Here is a 22029-nt window from a genome sequence, read left to right on the forward strand (position 1 = left end):
TCGGCGCATCGGCCTGGTTCCGATCGGCGCGACGGCCCACCGGCCCGTCGGGCGCCCGTTGCCCCGTGGGAACGGCTACCGCCACAGGCGGAGGCCGAGGACCCGGACATGAACGCCGGGCCGTATGAACCACCCCCGCCCCGCGTCCCCAAGATCAGCAGGCCGTCGGGGCCGCCGCAGCCGTGGCAGGGCCAGCGCATGCCACCGGGACCGCCGCAACGTCCACCGGCGCCCCCGCAACGTCCGGCGCCCGCACCGGCACCGGCCCAACGGCCCGCACCCGCACCGCATCCCGGGCAGCGGCAATACCCGGCGCCGCCCCAGCAGCCCCGCCCGATCCCGCCCGGTCAGCGTCCCGGGCCGCCGCCGGGACAGTCCGGCGCGATTCCCGCCAGCCCGCCGCGCCCCGGCCAATCCGGCGCGATTCCGGCCAGCGACCCACGTCAGGCACGACCGGCACCCGGTCAATCCGGTGCGATTCCGGTCAGCGACCCACGCGCGGCGCGACCCGCACCCGGCCAGCCCGGCGCGATTCCCGGCAACGACCCACGCCCAGCGCGACCCGCTTCCGGTCAGCCCGGCGCAACCCCGGTCGGCGACCCACGCCCAGCGCGACCCGCGCCCGGTCAATCCGGTGCGATCCCGGTCAGCGACCCACGCCAGGCACGCCCCGCACCAGGCCAGCCCGGCGCAACCCCGGCCGGCGACCCACGCCCAGCGCGACCCGCGGCCGGTCAGCCCGGCGCAAGCCCGGCCGGTGACGCACGCCAGGCGCGACCGGCGCCCGGTCAATCCGGACCGATCCCGACCGGTGCGCCGCGACCAGGACAGCCCGCCCCGAAACCCGCGGGTCCGCCGCAGTCCAGCCGGATGCCACCGCCGCGGTACGCCCCGCCGCAAGCGCGGCCCGAGCCGTACCCGCCGCCGCGCCGCAGGGCACCCGCGCCCGCCGTCGCCGAGCCCGCCGAGGTCGGTAACCGGCCACGGACCAAGGAGTGGCCCGCCGCCACCAAGGCTGCGGAGCAGAAGCCGAGTGCGAGTTCCCGACTGCTCAGCGACTCCGGGTCGATCGCGTTCGCGACCCTGATCAGCCGAGTGACCGGTTTCGGTAAACAGCTGCTGCTGCTCACCGTGCTCGGCCCGGCCATCGCCAGCGCGTTCACCGTGGCCAGCCAGATCCCGAACATGATCGCCGAACTCGTGCTCGGCGCGGTGCTCACCGCGATCGTGGTGCCGACCCTGGTGCGCGCGGAACAGGAGGACCCCGACAACGGGGCCGCCTTCGTCCGACGACTCGTTACCGCCGCCTTCGTCGTGCTCGCCACGGCCGCGCTGCTGGCCACCGCGGCCGCCCCGCTGCTGACCACGTACGTGTTCCTGTCCGACGACGGCAAGGTCAACACCGGGCTCACCACGGCCCTGGCATTCCTGCTGTTGCCGGCGATCCTGTTCTACGGCATGTCCGCCTTGCTGACGGCCATCCTGAACACCCGCCAGCAGTTCAAACCCGGTGCGTGGGCACCGGTGCTCAACAACCTGGTCGTGCTCACGGTGCTCGGGCTCTACGTGCTGATGCCGGGCGAGATCAGCCTGAACCCGGTGCGGATGGGCGAGCCGAAACTGCTGGTTCTCGGCGTCGGCGTCACGCTCGGCGTGGTGGTACAGGCGATCAGCCTGGTGCCCGCGATCCGGCGTGAGCACATCGATCTGCGGCCGCTCTGGGGTGTCGACGACCGGCTCAAGCAGTTCGGCGGGATGGGCGCGGCCATCATCCTGTACGTCCTGATCAGTCAGGCCGGCTTCGTCTTCGCCACCCGAATCTCCTCGCACGCCGACGCGGCGGGCCCGGCGATCTACAACAACGCGTGGCTGCTGCTGCAGTTGCCCTACGGCGTCCTCGGCGTCACCGTGCTCACGGCGATCATGCCGCGGCTGAGCCGCAACGCCGCCGCCGACGACACCCCCGCGGTGGTGGACGACCTGTCCGCCGCGACCCGATTGACCATGATCGCCCTGCTTCCGGTGGTCACCTTCCTGACGCTGGCTGGACCACAGGTCGGGCAGGCCCTGTACGGATACGGCAACTTCGGCAGCGACGACGCCTCGCGCCTCGGCCTCGCGGTCAGCTGGTCGGCGTTCTCGCTGATTCCCTATGCGCTGGTGCTGATTCATCTGCGGGTGTTCTACGCCAGGGAGCAGGCGTGGATCCCGACCTGGATCATCCTCGGCATCACCGCCGCCAAGATCGTCTTCTCGGCGATCGCCCCGATGGTCACCGACGCCGAGCACGTGGTGATCGCGCTTGGCGTCGCCAACGGCCTCGGGTTCGCGGTCGGCGCGGTGGTCGGCGGGTGGCTGCTGCACCGCAGCCTCGGCGACCTGCGCATGTCGAACGTCAGCCGGACCATTACCCGGGTCCTGTTCGCGTCGGTGGCCGGTGGGGCCGTCATGTGGATCGTGGACCGGGTACTCGGCCTGGACCGTCTGACGGCATCCTTCGGTGGACCGGGTTCGTTGATTCGGGTGGCCATCACGGCGATCGTCATGTTCGCGGTCGCCTTCGGCCTGATGCGCTTGGCCGGGGTGCCGGAGATCGTCGCGATCACCGTCGCGATCTCGCGCCGCCTCGGCTGGACGCCGCCCGCGCCGGATCTCGATCTCGACGGCCCCGTCGACGATCAGTACGCAACTCAGGTATTGCGCAGGCCAGATCCGTATTTGGCCTACCCTGGGTACGACCCGTACATGGATGCTCAGACCATGGTCTTGCCCGTGATCCGAGCCGATGCCGTTGACATCACCGGCATGGGCGAGTTCCCGTACCCTGTTCGGCAGAGAAGCACAAGTGGCGAAATCGCCGGAACCTCGACATACCAGGGCGAAGGAGGACCGAGGGTGAGCGACGACGCGGTGGGCGGCGTCCCAGCCGCTGATTCTTCTGCGACCACGGCAGGCGGGCTTTCGACGGACGCTCCGCCACCCGGGGGAGAGCCGTCGGATCCCGCGTACGCGAACCGCGAGATCGGCACCGGCTCGCCCGATTACGACGCTCGGGATCACGACGGGACCACACCGGAGCACGACGCATCGCAGGAACACGACGCGGTGCCACACGATCGCCAGGGCCAGATACCGGCGCGCGATCCGATGTACGACACCGGGATGATCCCGATCGGTTCGCCGGAGATGCCGCCGCTCGGCGGCGGTGCCCGGCGTACGCCGCGCGGCCCCAAGCTGATTCCCGGCGCGTCGGTGGCGGGCGGCCGGTACCGCCTGCTCGCCGGGCACGGCGGCGCACGCGGCCTCAAGTTCTGGCAGGCGCTCGATATCAAGCTCGACCGCGAGGTCGCGCTGACCTTCGTCGACGCCGACCAGAAGGCCAGCGAGAACTCCGGGCACGACGGTCCGCAGGCCATTCTGTCCCGCACGCTGCGGCTCGGGCGGATCAACTCACCCGGCCTGGCCCGGGTACTCGATGTGGTGCGCGGTAGTTCCGGCGGCATCGTGGTGGCCGAGTGGACGCCGGGTCGCTCGCTGCGCGAGATGGCCGAGACGGTGCCCTCACCGATCGGTGCCGCCCGCGCGATCCGTGCCCTGGCCTCCGCTGCCGAACTGGCCCATCGCGGTGGCGGCTCGCTGTCCATCGATCACCCGGACCGGGTGCGGATCAGTGCGACCGGCGACGCGGTGCTCGCCTTCCCGGGCACCCTCGCCGACTCGGACGCGCAGTCCGATGTCCGCGGCCTCGGCGCCATGCTCTACGCGCTGATCACCGCCCGCTGGCCGATCCGCTCCGGCGGCGTCACCGGCACCGCCGCGACCGTCGGAGGGTTGCGGCTCGCCGACTTCGGCCCGGACGGCACACCGGTGGAGCCACGCCAGATAAGACCCGAGGTGCCCTTCGAGATCTCAGCGGTCGCGGTGCGGTCGCTGGAGTCGAACAAGGGCGTACGCACCGCCGCGACCGTGCAGCACGTGCTCGAGCAGGCGTCGGTGGTGGATCAGAAGACCGATTTCATCCCGGTGTTACGGCTCGGCCAGCGGGCCACGCCTGCCGCACCCGACGAATCGCTCGCCGACCCGGACCTGCTCGCGGCCGAACGCGAGAGATCCCAGCGGATGATGTGGATCATGGTCGGCCTCGGCATCCTGGCCGCGCTGGTGGTCGGCATCGTGATCTGGTGGATGGTCAGCGTGTTCGCGCCGGGCGCCTCCGACGCACCGCTCAACGAGCAACGCAATATCGGTCTCACCACCAACAGTGCGCCACCAACGACCCCCGCGGCCGCCGGACCGACCACCGGCTCGGGCGGGGTGCCGATTCCGGTGACCGGCGTGACGGTGTTCTCGCCGGAGGGCACCCCGGACGGGGTCGGCAACGTCAACGCGGTGCTCGACCAGGACCCCGCAACCCTGTGGCGCACGGATCAGTACTTCCAGCAATTCCCCGCGCTCAAGAAGGGGGTCGGGTTGCTATCGACGCTGCCGAGCCCGGCGAAGTTGACGAGCGTCTCGATCAACTCGCCGAGCCCGGGAACCACGGTTGAGATCCGCACCTCGCCCACCGCGCAGCCGACCTTGGACCAGACCCAGCTCATCGGCACGGCCAAGCTGGGTGAGGGAACCACCGACATCCCGGTACGGGCCGATCAAGCCGCCCGCTATGTGCTCGTCTGGATCACCGGACTGGGAAACTCCGGTGGTCAGTTCCAAACTTCGATCGCTGATATACGTTTCGACGCTGCCGCTTGAGCTGTCCCCGCAGTGCGGCCGGCGACTGACGACTGGTGAATCGACCCGGTCAGTCCGAATCCGGCGGGTTACCCCCGGTGCTCGCGAAATCATGTGGCGCCCTGCCCGCTCCGCAGGATGTCTGCCACCGCATCCCCCGTTTAGTTGCTGACGAATCGCGACGAACGATATGATCTCCTGGCGCTCTCAGCAGGGGAGCTTCCCGGGTTCTGGTGTTTCGATCCTGGATGCTGCGAAATTTCGGTGATGGTCAGCCATGTCCGTCGCCACCGTGAGCGCTGTCCAAGGGGTTAGCATTTTGTCGTCGGAACTGAACGAGGACTTCCGCGGGGGGACATCGCGGTCTGTCGCGTACCGCGAACGCTCGTTCGTGGGCGCCGACTACACCGATGTCGAGCTGCTACAGGCGCATGTCGGCGGCCAGCGGCACGCCTTCGCCGAGCTGCTACGCAGGCACAACGATCATCTGTGGCAAACCGCCCTGCGCACTTCCTATACGCGCGAGGACGCGGCGGATTCGCTGCAGGACGCGTTGCTCTCGGCCCACCGCACCGCCGCCTCGTTCCGCGCCGAGGCCGAGGTGCGCAGCTGGCTGCACGCGATCGTGGTGAACGCCTGTCTGGACCGGATCCGGCGCAACAAGATCCGCAAGGCCGTCTCCCTCGATCCCGAGACGATGCCCGAACCCCGCGACGACCGGGACGCGGTGGCCGAGATGGAGATGTCGCTGGTGGTCGACCAGGCGCTGTTCGCGCTGCCGCCGGACCAGCGCACCGCTCTGGTTGCCATCGATCTCGAGGGGTATAGCGTGGCCGAAGCCGCCGCTATGCTCGGTGTTCCGGAGGGGACGATCAAGAGCCGCTGCGCCCGCGGTCGGCAACGTCTCCAAGAACGACTGGAATTTCTACGTGATCCGGGGAACCGGAAGTAGTTGAGCTGCGTCATTAATAGTGACGAACCCGTAGACGATGTCCATGTAGTTCCCCACCCTCGAGGGGACCCCCGCGATGTCAGATGAGAATACTGGAGGTGCGATGGCAACCCGGTCCGTGCCGCAGCCTCCGTTCTCGGCCGAGCTGCTCGCCGACCTGCACGCCGACAATGTGACACCCGAGTTGCGCGAGCAGCTGTGGCCCGCCGTCCGGCAGGACGGGGAGGCGTTGCGTTTCGTGCACGCGCTCGATGAGGTCAGCGCCGAGTTGCGCGCCCTCGGGCGCAGCGACCGCATCATCCACCGCATGCCCGCCGACCTCGCCGCCGAGCTGGAACAGTTCGTAGAAGGCTTCGACCTGCACGAGGAGCCCACCGAAGCGGGCGCGACCATCTATCGGCTGCCGTTCTCGACCCCGCCGGAAAACGCGGCACTGCAGGAAAATTCAGCACCACGAGACGGCGCAGCACCACTCGAAAGCACCGCAACGCCTGCGCTTTCCACTCCGCCCGCCGCGCCGATCTCCCTCGATGACCGTCGTCGCAGCAGGCTGCGCTGGCTCACCGCCGCGGCGGCCGCGGTGGCGGTCGTCGCCTGCGCCTCGATCGCGCTCACCGCGGTGCGCGGCAACGACGCACCGCCCATCGCGCAGCCGACCTCCGACGTCGCCCACCTCGGCGAGGATCTCAGTGCGCCTGCGATGCTCAGCGCCCTCGGCCGCAACGACGCCACCGGCCTGCTCGGCAGCGCGGCCGCCAGGGAGCGCTGCATGCGCGCCAACGGTCTGGACCGCACCATTCTGGGCTCGAACAACATGCGCTTTCACGGCAAAGACGCGGTGCTCATCCTGCTCACCGGCCCGCGTACCCCCAAAATCACCGCGCTGGTCGTCGGAACCGGTTGCACCACAGGCGATCCCCAGCAGTTGACCGTGCAAGACATCGGCTGAGTGACGCACCCGACAATCGTTGCCCCGGGTGCCTCAGCGCTCCCCACACGGCACTGAGCCGAACCTCACGTGGTAGCCGACCGGTGCAGGAACAATAGCCATTACCCTGTTGTTGACCGAGACGTCCATTGATTTCTCCCCCGGAAGGGCCTCATGAGTGCGCCAGTTCGCGACCTGATCATCGTCGGCTCCGGACCGGCCGGCTACACGGCCGCCGTGTACGCGGCCCGGGCCGAGCTCCAGCCGCTGGTCTTCGAAGGCACCCAATTCGGTGGTGCGCTGATGACGACCACCGAAGTAGAGAACTTCCCCGGCTTCCGCGCGGGCATCATGGGCCCGGACCTGATGGAGGAGATGCGCGAGCAGGCCAAGCGCTTCGGGGCCGACATCCGCACCGAGGACGTGGACGCGCTCGACCTCAGCGGCCCGATCAAGACCGTCACCGTCGGCGACGAGACCTACCAGGCCTACGCCGTGATCCTCGCCATGGGTTCGGCCGCCCGCTACCTCAACGTGCCCGGTGAGCAGCGGCTGCTCGGCCGAGGCGTGAGCGCCTGCGCCACCTGTGACGGCTTCTTCTTCAAGAACCAGGACATCGTCGTGGTCGGCGGCGGCGACTCCGCGATGGAGGAGGCCACCTTCCTGACCAAGTTCGCCAGCAGCGTGACCATCGTGCACCGCCGCGAGGAGTTCCGGGCTTCCCGGATCATGCTCGAGCGGGCCAAGGCCAACGAGAAGATCAAGTTCTTGCTCAACGCCGAGGTCGCCGAGGTCAAGGGTGACACCAGCGTGACGAGCCTGGTGTTGCGCGACACCCGCACGGGGGAGACCTCGGAGCTGGCCGCGACCGGCCTGTTCGTCGCGATCGGCCACGATCCGCGTAGCGAACTGGTCCGCGAGCAGGTGGAGCTGGACGACGAGGGCTACGTCCAGGTGGTGCACCCGTCGACCGCGACGAAGGTGCCCGGCGTGTTCGCCGCGGGCGACCTGGTCGACCACACCTACCGTCAGGCGATCACCGCAGCGGGCACCGGCTGTCGCGCGGCCATCGACGCCGAGCGCTGGCTCGCCGAGCAGGGCGACATCAGCTCCAACACCCTGGATCACGCCGGCCACAACGTCGCCGTACCCGCCAACTGACCCTCTGCGGCCCCGTCGCCCGGTAACGGAGCGACGGGGCCCTAAAGCGGGAGCTTCCCCGGCCACGAACGCCCACGGGTGCACCGCATTCAGCAAGGAGAAACCCATGTCCGATAGTGCCAAGACCACCGTTGGTGACAAGAAGACGATCACCGTCACCGACGCCTCGTTCGCCGACGACGTGCTGCTCAGTGAGAAGCCCGTACTCGTCGATTTCTGGGCCACCTGGTGCGGTCCGTGCAAGATGATCGCTCCGGTGCTGGAGGAGATCGCGGGCACGCACGCGGACAAACTCACCATCGCGAAATTGGACGTCGACGCGAACCCGGGCACTGCCCGCGATTACAAGATCCTGTCGCTGCCAACTATGATGCTTTTCCGCGGCGGTAAGCCGGTGAAACAGATCGTCGGAGCGAAGGGCAAAGCCGCCCTTTTGCGCGAACTCGACGGCGAAATCTGACACCTGTCGCGCTGATGCCATAGGCACCAAAGGTCGTCGAGATCGATCGACGCGCCGTAGGATGCCTGGACCCGGGAATGCCGAATTCCCGTCCGGGTCTGAGACAATCGACCGACGCCGGTCGTGCGAAGATGTATCCCATCGCATGAGTGGGTACCCGGATTGACGGAAGGAAAGGGCTCTCACGCATGCACCGACTTCGTCACGGCGATAGCGGTCCAGCCGTAGCAGAGGTTCGGAGCACCCTGGCAAGTCTCGGGTTCTTACACGCGCACGTCGATACCGAAAACGCCGACGCCCGCGAGTACTGGAAAGACACCGAGGCCTCCTTCGATCATCGTCTCGACTCGGCGGTCCGCGCGTTCCAGCAGCATCGCGGACTGCTCGTCGACGGTGTCGTCGGCCCGGCCACCTATCGGGCGCTGAAAGAGGCGTCCTATCGGCTCGGTGCCCGCACGCTGATCTATCAGCTCTCCGCTCCGCTATACGGCGACGATGTCGCGACGCTGCAGCGCAAGCTGCAGGATCTGGGTTTCTACGTGCACCGGGTGGACGGCTACTTCGGCCCGCACACGCATGAGGGACTGTCCTCCTTCCAGCGTGAGATCGGGCTGGCCGCCGACGGGATCTGCGGGCCGGATACGTTGCGCTCGCTCGACCTGCTCGGCGCTCGCGTCACCGGCGGTAATCCGCATCGGATCGCCGAGGAGGAAGTAGTGCACCGGGCCGGGCCGCAGCTCACCGGCAAGCGGATCATCATCGATCCCGGTCTCGGCGGGCCCGACAAGGGGCATCCGGTACCGACCGAGTTCGGCGACGTGTACGAGTCGGAGATCCTGTGGGACTTGGCAAGTCGGCTCGAAGGCCGGATGGCGGCCACCGGGATGGAGACCTTCCTTTCGCGGTCCTGGGGCAAGAACCCGACCGACGCGGAACGCGCCGAGATCTCGAACACCTTCGACGCCGACCTGATGATCTCGCTGCGCTGCGCGACCAACCCGAGTCCGCTGGCCAACGGTGTCGCCGGCTTCTACTTCGGCAACTCGCACGGCTCAGTGTCGATGATCGGGCAGGTGCTGGCCGGCTTCATCCAGCGTGAGGTCGTCGCGCGCACCTCGCTGCAGGACTGCCGGACGCACGCAAGAACCTGGGATCTGTTGCGGCTCACCAAGATGCCGACCGTGCAGGTCGATATCGGTTATCTGACAAACGAATACGACGCCACCGTGCTCACCAATCCGCGTATGCGTGACGTGATCGCCGAGGCCATCCTGATCTCGGTCAAGCGGCTGTACCTGCTGGGGCAGGACGACCAGCCAACGGGCACATACACTTTCGCGGAACTGCTGGCGGAGGAACTCGCCGCCGCCGACCGTATGTAGTCAGTCGAAGCACAGAGCCCCTGCCGATCGGATCGGCAGGGGCTCTGTTTTGTCCTCGTCCAGCGAGTGTCAGCGAACGCCCACTCGGGCCGGGGGCGTCATCGCCGCGGCGGCGAGCAGCTGATCGAGCGCGCGCTCCACGTCTTCCTTCCAATAGTGATCGGAGTCGAGTTCCAGGCGCAGTCGCGGGAAACGGTGGTGTGGCGCGACCACTTTGAAGCCGACCTCCTCCAGGAAGTCCGCCTCGATCATGCAGGTCTCCGGCGAGCACTCGGTCTTCGAACCCGGCGCGTTCGCCCCGGAACCCTTGATCGGCGAGATGATTCGCTCCATCAGCGTCATCGAGCCGAAGCGCTCCGACAGCGCCTGCGAGGGCGGATCGGAACGAATCCCGAACGCCTCAAGCGCGCGCACGCCGCGGCGCACCAGATCGGCCACCACAGCCTGCATCAACTGGTGGGCAACCTCCGCGTCCTGATAGGGAAATTCGGCCTGCAGCGTGGTCAGCAGGACCGCGTCCGGGCTTACCGGCGACGTGGGGAAGAGGGTGGCTCGCGGCACGGCGCTAGGGGGCGAATACAGCGCACACCCCGCCACATTGCCGTCGACGTTCGCCACCTGCCCGCAGGAGCCCCACTCGAGTAGCACGGTGGACAGCCAAGCCTCCTTCTCGAAGACCGGGTCGCTGAAGCCGCGCGAGTCCTCGGCGACGGCGGGATCCATCTCCCAGAACACGCAGCGCCGGGAGTGCGCGGGGAGCTTGTCGAGCCCGCCGAGGGTTAGGGCCGTGACGCTGGTCGACACTGCTCTGCTCAGCCTCCAGCTGTCCGATTCGTCCACACTCATGTCGCCGCCTCGCTTGCGCTCGGCCCCAGTGCGCGCGGGGCACACTGACACGCGGTTCGTTCACTCACACCGCACCACTATTTTCTTGCCAGCAAGAATAAGCGATCAAGAGAACCCGCCTCATTCCACGTCGCTGTGCTGTTGGTCAAGAACTTGTGCTGGTCCGTTCGGGCGGTTCGTGTGCTTCGCTAACTCACGAAAGCGTCTGCGTCACAGTGACGTTTCAGCTCCGGCCTCGTACCCGTCGCATTCACAAGTCTATTTTGGTCACTTCTGTCACAAATCGCGCTTGCTCTGCTCCATTAAGCTGACGATCCGCTCGAGGTCGTCGACCGAGCCGAACTCGACGACGATCCGACCTTTTCGCTTGCCCATGCTCACGATGACGCGGGTGTCGAACGAACCGGACAACCGGTCGGCCACATCCTGCAAACCCGGCATGTGAATCGGCTTGCGCTGCGGGGTAGGCGGCGCCGCCGGGTCCGGAGCGGGCGTCGTCTCCTGGTTCGCCAGGATGACCGCCTCCTCGGTGCTCCGCACGGAGAGCCCCTCGGCGACAACGCGCTTGGCTAGCTCCTCCTGCGCGTCCGCTCCGGCGGTCAGCCCGAGTAGGGCACGCGCGTGTCCGGCCGATAGCACGCCCGCCGCGACCCGACGCTGCACCGAGATCGGCAGCTTCAACAGGCGGATCATATTGGTCACGGCAGAGCGGGAACGGCCGATGCGATCGGCCAGCACCTCATGGGTGACGCCGAACTCCTCGAGCAGCTGCTGATAAGCCGCCGCCTCTTCCAGCGGGTTGAGCTGCACCCGGTGGATGTTCTCCAGCAAGGCGTCGCGCAGCATCGACTCGTCGGCGGTATCCCGGACGATCGCCGGGATCGCGGCCAGACCCGCAACTTGCGAAGCGCGCCACCGGCGTTCGCCCATGACGAGCTGATACTTGTCGACACCCGGCTCGACCCGACGCACCACGATCGGCTGCATCAAGCCGAATTCCTTGATCGAGTGCACCAGCTCGTCGAGCGCCTCCGCCTCGAACACTTGGCGCGGCTGCTTCGGGTTGGGCTCGATCTGTTCCGGCGGAATCTCGCGGTAGGTCGCGCCGCCCGGGGAGAGGTCGTCCTCCGCCGGGTCCGGGACCCGATGCAGATAGGCCGAGGCAGGCTGCGGCCCGATCGGATCCAGACCGATGACGCTGGCCGCTTGACTGCTGAGCCCCGGCGCCGCCGCCGGTCCCGTCGGGATCAACGCGGCGAGACCGCGCCCTAGCCCACCCTTCTTCGCCTGACTCATCGGTCTACAGACCCCTTCCTCGTTCCGCCACCAAACCGGGTCTTGCCGACCCGGCTCTCATCCAGCCAGCTCACTCCGCGGCTTCGGCCACGGCATGCGCCAACGCCGTCGCCTTGGCCGCCATTTCGCGTCCGGCATCGAGGTAGCTCATCGCGCCTCGGGAGCCTGGATCATAATCGAGCACCGTCATTCCGTAGCCCGGCGCCTCGGACACCTTCACACTGCGCGGAATCACCGACCGCAGCACCACGTCACCGAAGTGCCCGCGCACCTCCTCGGCGACCTGGTCGGCCAGCTTGGTCCGGCCGTCGTACATCGTGAGGATCACGGTCGACACGTGTAAATCGGGATTCAGGTGCGCCTGCACCAGCCCGATATTGCGGAGCAACTGCCCGACACCCTCCAGCGCGTAGTACTCGCACTGGATCGGGATCAGCACCTCCTTGGCCGCGACCATCGCATTGACGGTCAGCAGGCCGAGCGACGGCGGGCAGTCGATCATCACATAGTCGATGTCGTAGCCCGCGATGTTCGCCTCCTGGATGGCGGCCTTGAGCCTGCCCTCCCTGGCCACCATCGACACCAGTTCGATCTCCGCGCCCGCCAGATCAATGGTCGCCGGGATGCACAGCAGTCGCTCGTTGTGCGGACTCTGCTGGATCGCGTCCCTGACCGACACCTCGCCGATGAGCAACTCGTAGCTGGACGGCACACCCGAATGGTGCTCGATGCCGAGGGCGGTGCTGGCGTTGCCCTGCGGGTCCAGATCGATCACGAGGACGGTCATCCCCTGATGCGCCAGGGCGGCCGCGAGATTCACCGCGGTGGTGGTCTTGCCGACGCCGCCCTTCTGATTGGCGATGGTGATGATGCGTTGCTCGTGCGGTTTCGGCACTGTCACCTTTCCTGGATGGAGAATCTGGCTGGCGCGTTGTGCTTCGGCCGCGATCGGGGTCTCGCTAGGGGAGATGTTCCCAAACGGTGTGCTTCCGAATGTCTCCGTGTCGAAATTGCTGGAGTCCAGCATTCCCGGCACGCGCGACGTAGTTTCCCGTGAAACATTCGCCGGACCGCTCGACATAGACAGCTCCTAACCCGAGAACTTCAGATCACGCTTCCGACGAGCGTCGGCGCCGTGTCATCAAACAGCTGTGTCGGTTCGAACATGATGCTCAACCGGGTTCGCGGCGCCCGATCGACCGAGCGGAGCTCTCGTCGCGACACCAATTCCTCCGTGGCACCTACGCTCACGCCCGACGCCCACTAGCTTGCCAGCCGCGAGCGGGATAGGAAAGCTGAATCGCGGCAATGTACCCAGGACACGCCAATCTGTCCCCATTCGGCCACCGATCTCCGATGTTTCACATGAAACACGGGTCCGCCAAGGGGTTGCCTGGTCCAATCGCCGCGGGGAAGTCCGGGGTGAGGCTCGACTCGGCACCCACTGGACAGCTCGCCTCGGCCGAACTTGGCGATGAAGCGACTCGCGCGTCGGCTCGTTGTTTCATGTGAAACCGACTCCTCCAATCACGAGGCTGGTGGCCGTACGGGAGGCAACGGCAGTCTGCGTTTCCTGTGAAACATCCACAAGTTGCTTCGGACGTTCGAGTCGACTGCCTGGATACATCCACATCGGTAAGGCGCATCCGCACCCATTGTTCGGCCCGCGTCGCCGAAGGAGCGGCTCACCGCCTCCCGCACAGCAATGCGTCACGTGACCCCGCATCCCAGGAGTCCTGAGGCTCGCGGCTCCATCTCATCATCATCGGATCCGGAACCCCGACGTTCCCTGTTTCATGTGAAACAAGGAGAGGGGCCGGCTCGAAACGCGAAAAGCCCCGCATGCTTCATGTGAAACCGCCGTGCCGATATTCGGCGCAGCGAAAGGACTAGCGGCCGCCCACCACAGACATTTACTCACGCGCCAGTCCACAACCAACGGCACTGCAGTACCGATGGCTCGATGGCCCGTAGGCATATGGGCATGTATGCCCGATAGACCCGTGACTCGCGGATCCGTAGGACCGGCGGCCCCGTGTCCCGATGGCCCGATGGCCCGGCGCCCCGACTATCCGATGGCCCGGCGGCCCGGCGGCCCGGCGGCCCGGCGGCCCGGCGGCCCGGCGGCCCGGCGGCCCGGCGGCCCGATGACTCGCGGAGGCCGAACACGCCGCCAAAGTCATGCCCGGCAGCGGATCCGTGGACCCGTTGGCCAGTTGGCCAGTTGGCTGGAGGCTCCGTGGCTACGGACCCGCGGACCCGCGGACCCGTAGGCCCGTGGACCCGATGACTCGTGAGCCCGCAAGCCCGCGGACCCGCGGAGGCCGAACGCGCCGACGAAGTCACGTCCGGCAGCGGACCCGATGGCTCCGATGGCCCGTGACCCGATGACTCGTGGACCCGCAAGCCCGCGAGCCCGCGGACCCGCGGAAGGCCGAACGCGCCACCGACGTCGTGTGTCCGGCCGCGGCCCTGCGGCCCCGCGGCCCTGCGGCCCCGTAGGCCCGCCCGTGAACCCGATAACCCGCAAGCCCGCAAGCCCGCGCACCCGCGGAGGCCGAACGCGCCGCCGCAGTCGCGTCCGGCAGCGGACCCATAGGCCCATAGGCCCGTAGGCCCGTAGGCCCGTAGGCCCGTGGACCCGATAGCTCGTGAACCCGCAAGCCCGCGCACCTGTGGAGGCCGAACGCGCCGCCGCAGTCGCGTCCGGCAGCGGCCCCTTGGGCCCGTAGGCCCGTAAGCCTGTAGGCCCGCGGACCCGCGGAGGCCGAACGCGCCGCCGCAGTCGTATCCGCAGCGGACTTTTGGACTCGTTGGCCCGTTGGCCCGATGCCCGTTGGACTGCGGGCCTAGTCCATCCGCTGATGTTTGGATGCCTTCGGCCAATGGCCGAGGACGACGGTCGTACCTCAGCACACCGATCCGCATCAACCTCGTTCGCGAACCCTTCGGCACTCCTGGGACAGCGGTCGGGCCACGCACGACCTACGGATCCCATCACCGCATGGGCGCACAAACTGCTTACCGAGAACGCACTAATATCCAGCCCCGGTAAACCGACGAGCCTGAACCAACCCAGGCGCGCGCTCGCGCAGCAACGCCACTCCCCAACAAACAGTTCGGCGGACCCGCGCAGCCGATCGATTCCGGCGCCGACGCTCCGGGTGCGCGCCAGTCGGTCCTTCTGTCCGCTGGTTCGAGAACCGAGCCAGCAAACGACCCGTGCGGCTGCTCCGCCATCGCGGGGAGGCTCTGCGGAAACTGTCCGTGCTGTTAGCGATGACGATGCAGTAGCGAACTCCTCAGGTCGGCCCTCGCAGACCTTCGGCATACCGAGACCCGAGTCCGGCCAAGGCGCATCGCGTGGGCTCAGAGAAACCGTTCCCGACGAATGGCGGCCGCGAGATCCGCGCAATGGGCATCTTGCCGCCGCTCTTCTGATCGGCGAATGGGCTCTTTCCGCCGCCACTCTTCCGATCGGCGATGGGTTCGCCTCCGACCGGTGAGGGGGATGGGCGATGCACTCGCGGATCCGGCACGCCTGCGGACTATCGAACGTGCGGGCGCACCCGGCCACGCGCGGTGATACCGATCAGGTCATACACCGGCAGGAACCGCGGGAGCGCACGCGGCAGACACCTTCGCTGCGGGGAGCAGTAACTCCCAACGCTTCACGTGAAACCGACCGAGCCAGACGACTCACACGCGAATCGCAACGCCCGACTTCCTACTTCGCCTTCCGGATCCGACCCACGGCAGGCTTGTCAGCGCGCTTCGCCGCCCTGGCCTCTCGGCGCGCGGTCGCCTTCTCGCTCCGTGGTCGATGCGTCCGCTCGGCGCGGGGGAGTCGTTCGGCGCTGATGATCAGGGTGGGGGTGGCGACGATGCCGGTGCCGCATTCGACGACCATCGTGTTGCCTGCACCGGCTCGGGTGAGTGCCTCGCCGTCGCGCTCGAGTTCCTCGGCGGCGCTGACTCCTTTGAGGGCGAGCATCCGGCCGTGGTCGCGGAGCAGGGGGAGGGACCACTGGGCGAGCTTGCCGAGGGGGGCGACGGCGCGGGAGGTGACGACGTCGGCGCCGCCTGCTTCTTTCATGACGCCGGACTGCTCGGCTCGGCCGCGCACCACGGTGACGTCGAGGCCGGCCGCCTCGATGAACTCGCTCAGGAAGATGGTGCGGCGCAGCAGCGGTTCGACCAGGGTGATGCGGAGGTCCGGGCGGGCGATGGCCAGCGGGATGCCGGGCAGGCCGGCGCCGCTGCCGATGTCGACCACGGAAGAACCTTCGGCGATCAGTTCGCCGATCACCGCGCAGTTGAGGATGTGCCGATCCCAGAGACGGGGTACCTCGCGGGGGCCGATGAGCCCGCGCTCGACGCCTGCGGTCGCGAGGGCCGCGCAGTACTGGCGTGCGAGATCGAGTCGGTCGCCGAACACCGCGGCAGCCGCGGCTGGCGGTTCCAGCTCGGCAGGCAACGCGGTGGTTCCACCGAGATCTCGTTCCACGTGAAACATCCTTCCGAACTCGAATCGATCAACGGCGACAAACGGACAATCAGGTGCCGGACACGAACAAGGCCCCCGATCCGAAGACCAGAGGCCCTATCCAACCACTATCCGTCAGGGTGACGAAATGCGCCGTGCCCTAACGTGTCCGGCGCTCAGGCCGGAACGACCACCACATGCCGGTTCGGCTCGACGCCCTCGCTCTCGCTGTTGACGCCGTCGATCACCGCCACCGCGTCGTGCACGATCTTGCGTTCGAACGGCGTCATCGGAGCCAGCGACTCCGGCGCCCCCGACTCCAGCACTCGCTGTGCGGCGGCGGTGCCGAGCGCACTCAGGTCTTCGCGGCGCTTGGCGCGCCAACCCGCCACGTCCAGCATCAGCCTGCTGCGCACACCGGTCGCCTGCTGCACCGCCAGCCGGGTCAACTCCTGTAGCGCGTCGAGCGTTTCACCGTTGCGGCCCACCAGCTTTGACAGATCCCGGCCACCGTCGATGCTCACGATGGCACGGTCGCCCTCCACGTCGAGGTCGATGTCGCCGTCGAAGTCGAGCACGTCGAGCAACTGCTCCAGGTAGTCGCCCGCGATTTCGCCCTCTTCGATCAGGGCTTCCTCGGCATCGTTCACGACATCGTCGGCGTCCGTTTCCGCGTTCACCATCGTCGTCGCCACTGTGGCGTCCCCTCCGTCGGTCTCAACTGTCATTTGATTTCCTTCATCTGCTCATCACGCTCGCCGTGCGCTCGCCGCCGGACGGTGCGCGATCAAGGGGTTGCTCAGCGTGGTGGCCCGCCGGCCACCGAGATGCGATCAGCGTCGGCGTTTTTGGTTCGCTCGGCCTCGGTTGCCCGGTCGCTTCTGGCCACCCGGCCTGCGCTGTCCCGCGGCCTTGCCGGTGGACTTGCCGGTCCCGTTGGTGGAGGGGGCGGCGTCGACCGCGTCCACAGCGTCGATGGCGTCCTCGACGGCGTCGGTCGCCGTCTTCTTCCGGGTATTGACCGGCTTGGCGCCTGGCTTCGGCGCGTTCTGCGCCCGCTGCTCGATCTTGGCCTGCTTCTTGGCCTCTTCTTCCTTCTCCATCTTGCCGAAGACGAGGTGTTGCTGGCCGTAGGTCCAGATGTTGTTGGAGACCCAGTACAGGAGGATGGCGATCGGCAGGAACGGACCACCGACCATCACGCCGAGCGGGAACACCCAGAGCGCAAGCTTGTTCATCATCGCGGCCTGCGGGTTGGCGGCCGCTTCCGGCGTCTGCCTGGCGACCGAGGCGCGCGCGTTGAAGTGGGTGGCCAGACCGGCGATGATCATCAGCGGGATCGCCACGGCGGCGATGGCCACCTTGCTCGGGACGCCGCCGTCGATGGCGAAGGCCTGCAGCTCGGAGTTCGGGATGGTGATGAAGGCCGAGATCGGCGCGCCGAAGATACGGGCGCTCAGGAAGGACTGGACGTCGGCCGCGTTGAAGACGTAGTTCGGCGTGTTCGCGTTCTCGGTGATCGAGAGACCGAGCTGGCCGAAGCCGTGGCCGGTGCGGTTGAACGAGCGCAGCACATGGAACAGGCCGAGGAACACCGGCACCTGCGCCAGGATCGGCAGGCAGCCCATCAGCGGGTTGAAGCCGTGGTCCTTCTGCAGCTTCTGCATCTCGACCGCCATCTTCTGGCGGTCGTTCTTGTATTTCTTCTGCAGCTCCTTGATCTGGGGCTGCAGCTCCTGCATCTGCTTGGTGGTGCGCACCTGCTTCACGAACGGCTTGTAGAGCAGCACTCGGAGGGTGAACACCAGGAACACGACGGCAAGCGCCCAGGCAAGACCGCTGTCTTTACCGAGGCCGGGCACTGCGGCAAAAACCCGGTGCCAGAACCACAAGATCCAGGACACCGGATAATAAATGAAGTCGAGCACGGCTCTATGCACTCCCGTCGTTCGTATCGCCGATCACCGCGCGCGGTGATCCTTTCCAAGCGTTCGGCTCCGACACCGGATCGGCCTGCAGGCTGGTTTCCTGCGGCGCCGGCTCGGTGGCTGCCACGGTCCCTGGTGCGGTGCGAACGGTGCTTCGCTTCCGCTCCGGAACGGGGTCCCACCCACCAGGGTGCCAGGGCGCACATTTGGCCAGTCGCACGGCTGCCAATATGAGGCCGACGAACAGCCCGCGCGTCCGCAAGGCGGTGACCGCGTACTCGCTGCAGGTCGGGGTGAATCGGCACACCGGCATGCGGGTGGGGGAGACGTAGGTCCGATACAACTCGATCAGAAAGATCAGTGCGTTCGCCGGTAACCGGCCGATCTTCGCGGGCAGGCTCATACCGGACCGGTCCCTGCCGAGCCGACACCGAGCTTGCGCACGGCGCCGCGCAGCTGACGCAGCAGCTCCTCGGCGGAGGCGTCGGCCGCTCCGGGCAGCGCCCGAATCACGATATCGGTGTCGGCGGGCAGCTCCGGAATCATCTGACCGCACATATGACGCAGGCGGCGGGCCACACGGTGTCGAATCACCGCGTTGCCCACCGCCTTGCTGACGATCAGCCCGAAGCGCGGCCCGCCTACGCGGACCAGCGCACCGGCTGGATCACCCTGTCGTCCATGTACGTCCACGACTCCGTCATACCCGTGCGTGAGCACGTGCACGACCAGATCGCGCCTCCCGATTCGCTGGCCGCGGCGCACCGTCCGGGAGAAGTCGGCACGATGATGCAACCGATACGACTCAGGCAACACCCGAGCGTCCGCGAGCGAGGATCAGGCAGTGAGTTCGGCGCGGCCCTTGCGGCGGCGCGCCGAAACGATGGCGCGACCCGCACGGGTACGCATCCGGAGACGGAAGCCGTGGACGCGCGCCCGACGACGGTTGTTCGGCTGGAACGTCCGCTTGCCCTTGGCCACGGTCAACACTCCTCGAGTCAGTGGGCATCAGTTGATGCCCGAAGCTTTTTCGGTGAAACAGGTATTCGCGATGAATCGCAGGTCTGGTCATCATCGGCGCGTCGGTCTTGGCGCACAGTCGGTCGATCACGACCCACACGCGGTCAGCACAAGACCGCCACCGCACCAAAGGGTGACTGTACGAGGGTACTGATCGCCCAGGAACGGGTCAAACTCGCCCCACCCGGCCTGCCCCGATCGCCCGACCAGCAGGAACCGCGGGGCGACACTCCAAGGCTGTGCATATCACTGTCCCGCCCTGTGAGTATTACCGTGAGTTCGTCCACACCCCTAGCCACGCCCGACCGCATCGGCAACCTGCTTTGCCGAAGGGTTGCTACACAACCGCAGGTCAGAGCGTTATGAACAGGGCGCGCAGCCGCATTTCACAACTCCCCAGGGTTCTCCACATCTGTGGATAATTGTGTGGAAAGACCCCTGGAGTGGCATATTCGTAGGGCCGACGGTGCCACGCCGCGGCCCGGAATGGGGATCCGGGCGGCGTCCGGACCGGTTACGGACGTATGCGGGATCACGGTACCGATCGAGCATGGTCGTCACCACCACCTCCCCGCGTGCCCCGACCGTCTGCTCCTATCGACCTACTTCCGGGGAGGAAACTGCATGGACGACGAGCAGGACGTGTTGGCCACGGTGTGGCCCGAGGTAGTTGCCGAGCTGACCACCGGCTCATCCGACGGTGCCATTCCGCCGGTGACCCGAGCGCAGCAGGCCTGGCTGAAACTGGTCAAGCCGCTGACGGTGGCGCAGGGGTTCGCCCTGCTCTCGGTGCCTTCCTCGTTGGCTCAAGAGGCCATCGAACGCGATCTGCGCGAGCCGATCCTGCGGTCACTGGCCCGGCGCCTCGGCCCCCAGGTGGAAGGGCTCGGCGTGCGCATCGCCGCGCCTGCCGCCCAGAGCACCGAGCGGGCGGGCAACAACCCTAGGCACGCCAGGATGACGAGCACGCCCGAGCGCTCCAGGGACAACGGGCACCGCGACAGCGGTCCTCGCGATACCGGACAGCGCGATAGCGGGCCGAGGGACAACGGCCATCGGGACCACGGCTCCCGCGACAGTGGACCTCGCGACAACGGACGTGGCGACAACGGCCGCGGCCAGGCCGGTTACCCCGGCGGCGAATACCAAGGCCACGACGACTACCAGCAGCCGCGCTACGCCCAGACCAATGAATACGCACAAACCCCCAGCTACAACAGCGGTTCCGAGTACGCGGACACCGAGTACGCGCCGGAGTACGCGTCCGCGGGCGAGTACGACCGGCAGGACTACGGCCACGACGAATACCCGGTCCGCGACGAATACGCCCCGCAAGTCGACCTGCAGCCCGCGCAGCGCCACGAACCCACCCCCGCGCAGCGACGCGAACAGGGCCTGCCCCCGCGCCGCGAATCGATCCCGCCCGGCCAGGAGTCCTTGTTCACACCCGATCCAGGCCCCGCCGCGGTACGCGGTCCGGTCCGGGCGCCGGTGCGCGAGGCCCAATCCGACGATCCCGGATTGGCGGCCGCGCACGAGTCGGTCCGTGAGTCCGAGAACCCACGCGCCGACCGCGACGACGAGCCCGTGGTCAACGCCCGTAATTCCTGGCCGACCTACTTCACCAAGTCGCAGGAGAGCTCGGCGCCGTCGAGTTCTTCGGCCAGCCTGAATGCGAAGTACACCTTCGAGACGTTCGTCATCGGCGCGTCCAACCGCTTCGCGCACGCCGCGGCGGTCGCCATCGCGGAGGCGCCCGCGCGCGCCTACAACCCGTTATTCGTCTGGGGCGCTTCGGGTTTGGGCAAGACGCACCTACTACACGCGGCCGGCCACTACGCCCAGCGGCTGTTTCCCGGCATGCGGGTGAAGTACGTCTCGACCGAAGAGTTCACCAACGACTTCATCAACAGCCTGCGGGACGACCGCAAGGTGGCGTTCAAGCGCCGCTACCGCGAGACCGACATCCTGCTGGTCGACGACATCCAGTTCATCGAGGGCAAGGAAGGTATCCAGGAAGAGTTCTTCCACACCTTCAACACCCTGCACAACGCCAACAAGCAGATCGTCGTCTCCTCGGACCGCCCGCCCAAGCAGCTGGCAACGCTGGAGGAGCGGCTGCGGACTCGGTTCGAGTGGGGCCTGATCACCGACGTGCAGCCGCCCGAGCTGGAGACCCGCATCGCCATCCTGCGTAAGAAGGCCAGGATGGACCGCCTCGACGTGCCGCACGACGTGATGGAGCTGATCGCCACCCGGGTCGAGCGCAACATCCGCGAGTTGGAGGGCGCGCTGATCCGGGTGACCGCGTTCGCCTCGCTGAACGGGCAACCGCTGGACCTGCCGCTGGCCGAGGTCGTGCTGCGCGACTTGATGCCCGATACCGCGGCGCTGGAGATCAACGCGGCGACGATCATGGCGGTCACCGCCGAGTACTTCAACACCACTCTCGAGGAGCTGACCGGCCCGGGCAAGGCGCGGCCGCTGGCGCAGGCCCGCCAGATCGCCATGTACCTGTGCCGCGAGCTCACCGATCTGTCCCTGCCGAAGATCGGTCAGGCGTTCGGCCGCGACCACACCACGGTGATGTACGCGGAGAAGAAGATCCGCAAGGAGATGACCGAGCGGCGCCGGGTGTACGACCAGGTCCAAGAACTAACAGCCCGCATCAAACAGCGCTCGCGCTGAGCTTTACTAACAACCGAGCACCGCCCTGACCTGGGGCGGTGCTTTTTTTGGCCTGTGGATTCCTCGAGGAATCCTTGTGGAGTCCTCGAGGAATCCACCGGTTTGTGCACCGATTGGCTAACAGGTGTGGGGATGGACCGTGCCGCCTCCG

At 67.4% G+C, this 22029-nt stretch carries 16 protein-coding genes; 7 read left to right on the forward strand and 9 right to left on the reverse strand.

The window, feature by feature from the left end; translation table 11 throughout:
* The first annotated feature begins 870 nt into the window (after positions 1–870).
* The 6 genes from ACIHA7_RS25455 to ACIHA7_RS25480 all read left to right on the forward strand — a co-directional run bounded on the left by ACIHA7_RS25455 (position 871) and on the right by ACIHA7_RS25480 (position 9614).
* Positions 871–4752, forward strand: a complete 3882-nt coding sequence (locus ACIHA7_RS25455; protein ID WP_397293854.1) for a murein biosynthesis integral membrane protein MurJ — start codon at positions 871–873, stop codon at positions 4750–4752.
* 256 nt (positions 4753–5008) lie between these two features.
* Positions 5009–5683 (forward strand): RNA polymerase sigma factor SigM, encoded by a 675-nt coding sequence (gene sigM / locus ACIHA7_RS25460; protein ID WP_397293458.1) that lies wholly within the window; start codon positions 5009–5011, stop codon positions 5681–5683.
* 103 nt (positions 5684–5786) lie between these two features.
* Positions 5787–6632: a hypothetical protein gene (locus ACIHA7_RS25465; protein ID WP_397293459.1), complete on the forward strand. Its 846-nt coding sequence runs from the start codon at positions 5787–5789 to the stop codon at positions 6630–6632.
* 153 nt (positions 6633–6785) lie between these two features.
* Complete coding sequence (trxB, locus tag ACIHA7_RS25470; protein WP_397293460.1) at positions 6786–7772, forward strand: thioredoxin-disulfide reductase; 987 nt, start codon at positions 6786–6788, stop codon at positions 7770–7772.
* Positions 7773–7878: 106 nt separating this feature from the next.
* The gene (gene trxA, locus ACIHA7_RS25475) at positions 7879–8232 is read left to right on the forward strand and encodes a thioredoxin (protein ID WP_147139870.1); all 354 of its coding nucleotides are present in this window, start codon (positions 7879–7881) and stop codon (positions 8230–8232) included.
* Positions 8233–8420: 188 nt separating this feature from the next.
* Complete coding sequence (locus tag ACIHA7_RS25480) at positions 8421–9614, forward strand: N-acetylmuramoyl-L-alanine amidase (RefSeq protein WP_397293461.1); 1194 nt, start codon at positions 8421–8423, stop codon at positions 9612–9614.
* Between the two features lie 69 nt (positions 9615–9683).
* On the opposite strand, the gene ACIHA7_RS25485 is transcribed toward ACIHA7_RS25480, so the two are convergent.
* The 9 genes from ACIHA7_RS25485 to rpmH form a co-directional block, all read right to left on the reverse strand.
* Positions 9684–10418 (reverse strand): GNAT family N-acetyltransferase, encoded by a 735-nt coding sequence (locus ACIHA7_RS25485; RefSeq protein ID WP_135237720.1) that lies wholly within the window; start codon positions 10416–10418, stop codon positions 9684–9686.
* 318 nt (positions 10419–10736) lie between these two features.
* Positions 10737–11756 carry a ParB/RepB/Spo0J family partition protein gene (locus tag ACIHA7_RS25490; RefSeq protein ID WP_107653492.1) on the reverse strand — a complete coding sequence of 340 codons (1020 nt, stop codon included), beginning with the start codon at positions 11754–11756 and terminating at the stop codon, positions 10737–10739.
* A 70-nt stretch (positions 11757–11826) separates the two neighbouring features.
* The gene (locus ACIHA7_RS25495; protein ID WP_397293855.1) at positions 11827–12783 is read right to left on the reverse strand and encodes a ParA family protein; all 957 of its coding nucleotides are present in this window, start codon (positions 12781–12783) and stop codon (positions 11827–11829) included.
* A 2700-nt stretch (positions 12784–15483) separates the two neighbouring features.
* A complete protein-coding gene (gene rsmG, locus ACIHA7_RS25500) occupies positions 15484–16272 on the reverse strand; it encodes a 16S rRNA (guanine(527)-N(7))-methyltransferase RsmG (RefSeq protein WP_397293462.1) in 789 nt (262 codons plus the stop codon).
* A gap of 146 nt (positions 16273–16418) precedes the next feature.
* Positions 16419–16925, reverse strand: coding sequence for a protein jag (locus ACIHA7_RS25505; protein WP_370465417.1), 507 nt, complete (start codon positions 16923–16925; stop codon positions 16419–16421).
* A 150-nt stretch (positions 16926–17075) separates the two neighbouring features.
* Positions 17076–18170, reverse strand: coding sequence for a membrane protein insertase YidC (gene yidC / locus ACIHA7_RS25510; protein WP_397293463.1), 1095 nt, complete (start codon positions 18168–18170; stop codon positions 17076–17078).
* A gap of 4 nt (positions 18171–18174) precedes the next feature.
* Positions 18175–18573 (reverse strand): membrane protein insertion efficiency factor YidD, encoded by a 399-nt coding sequence (yidD, locus tag ACIHA7_RS25515; protein WP_397293464.1) that lies wholly within the window; start codon positions 18571–18573, stop codon positions 18175–18177.
* Complete coding sequence (gene rnpA, locus ACIHA7_RS25520; protein ID WP_397293465.1) at positions 18570–18986, reverse strand: ribonuclease P protein component; 417 nt, start codon at positions 18984–18986, stop codon at positions 18570–18572. The genes yidD and rnpA overlap by 4 nt, the downstream gene beginning before the upstream one ends.
* A gap of 21 nt (positions 18987–19007) precedes the next feature.
* Complete coding sequence (gene rpmH, locus ACIHA7_RS25525; protein WP_005516618.1) at positions 19008–19151, reverse strand: 50S ribosomal protein L34; 144 nt, start codon at positions 19149–19151, stop codon at positions 19008–19010.
* Positions 19152–19814: 663 nt separating this feature from the next.
* Here rpmH and dnaA point away from each other — a divergent pair.
* A complete protein-coding gene (gene dnaA / locus ACIHA7_RS25530; RefSeq protein ID WP_397293466.1) occupies positions 19815–21878 on the forward strand; it encodes a chromosomal replication initiator protein DnaA in 2064 nt (687 codons plus the stop codon).
* The last annotated feature ends 151 nt before the right edge of the window (positions 21879–22029 follow it).

This window comes from Nocardia sp. NPDC052316 (assembly GCF_044547795.1).
Classification (GTDB): domain Bacteria; phylum Actinomycetota; class Actinomycetes; order Mycobacteriales; family Mycobacteriaceae; genus Nocardia.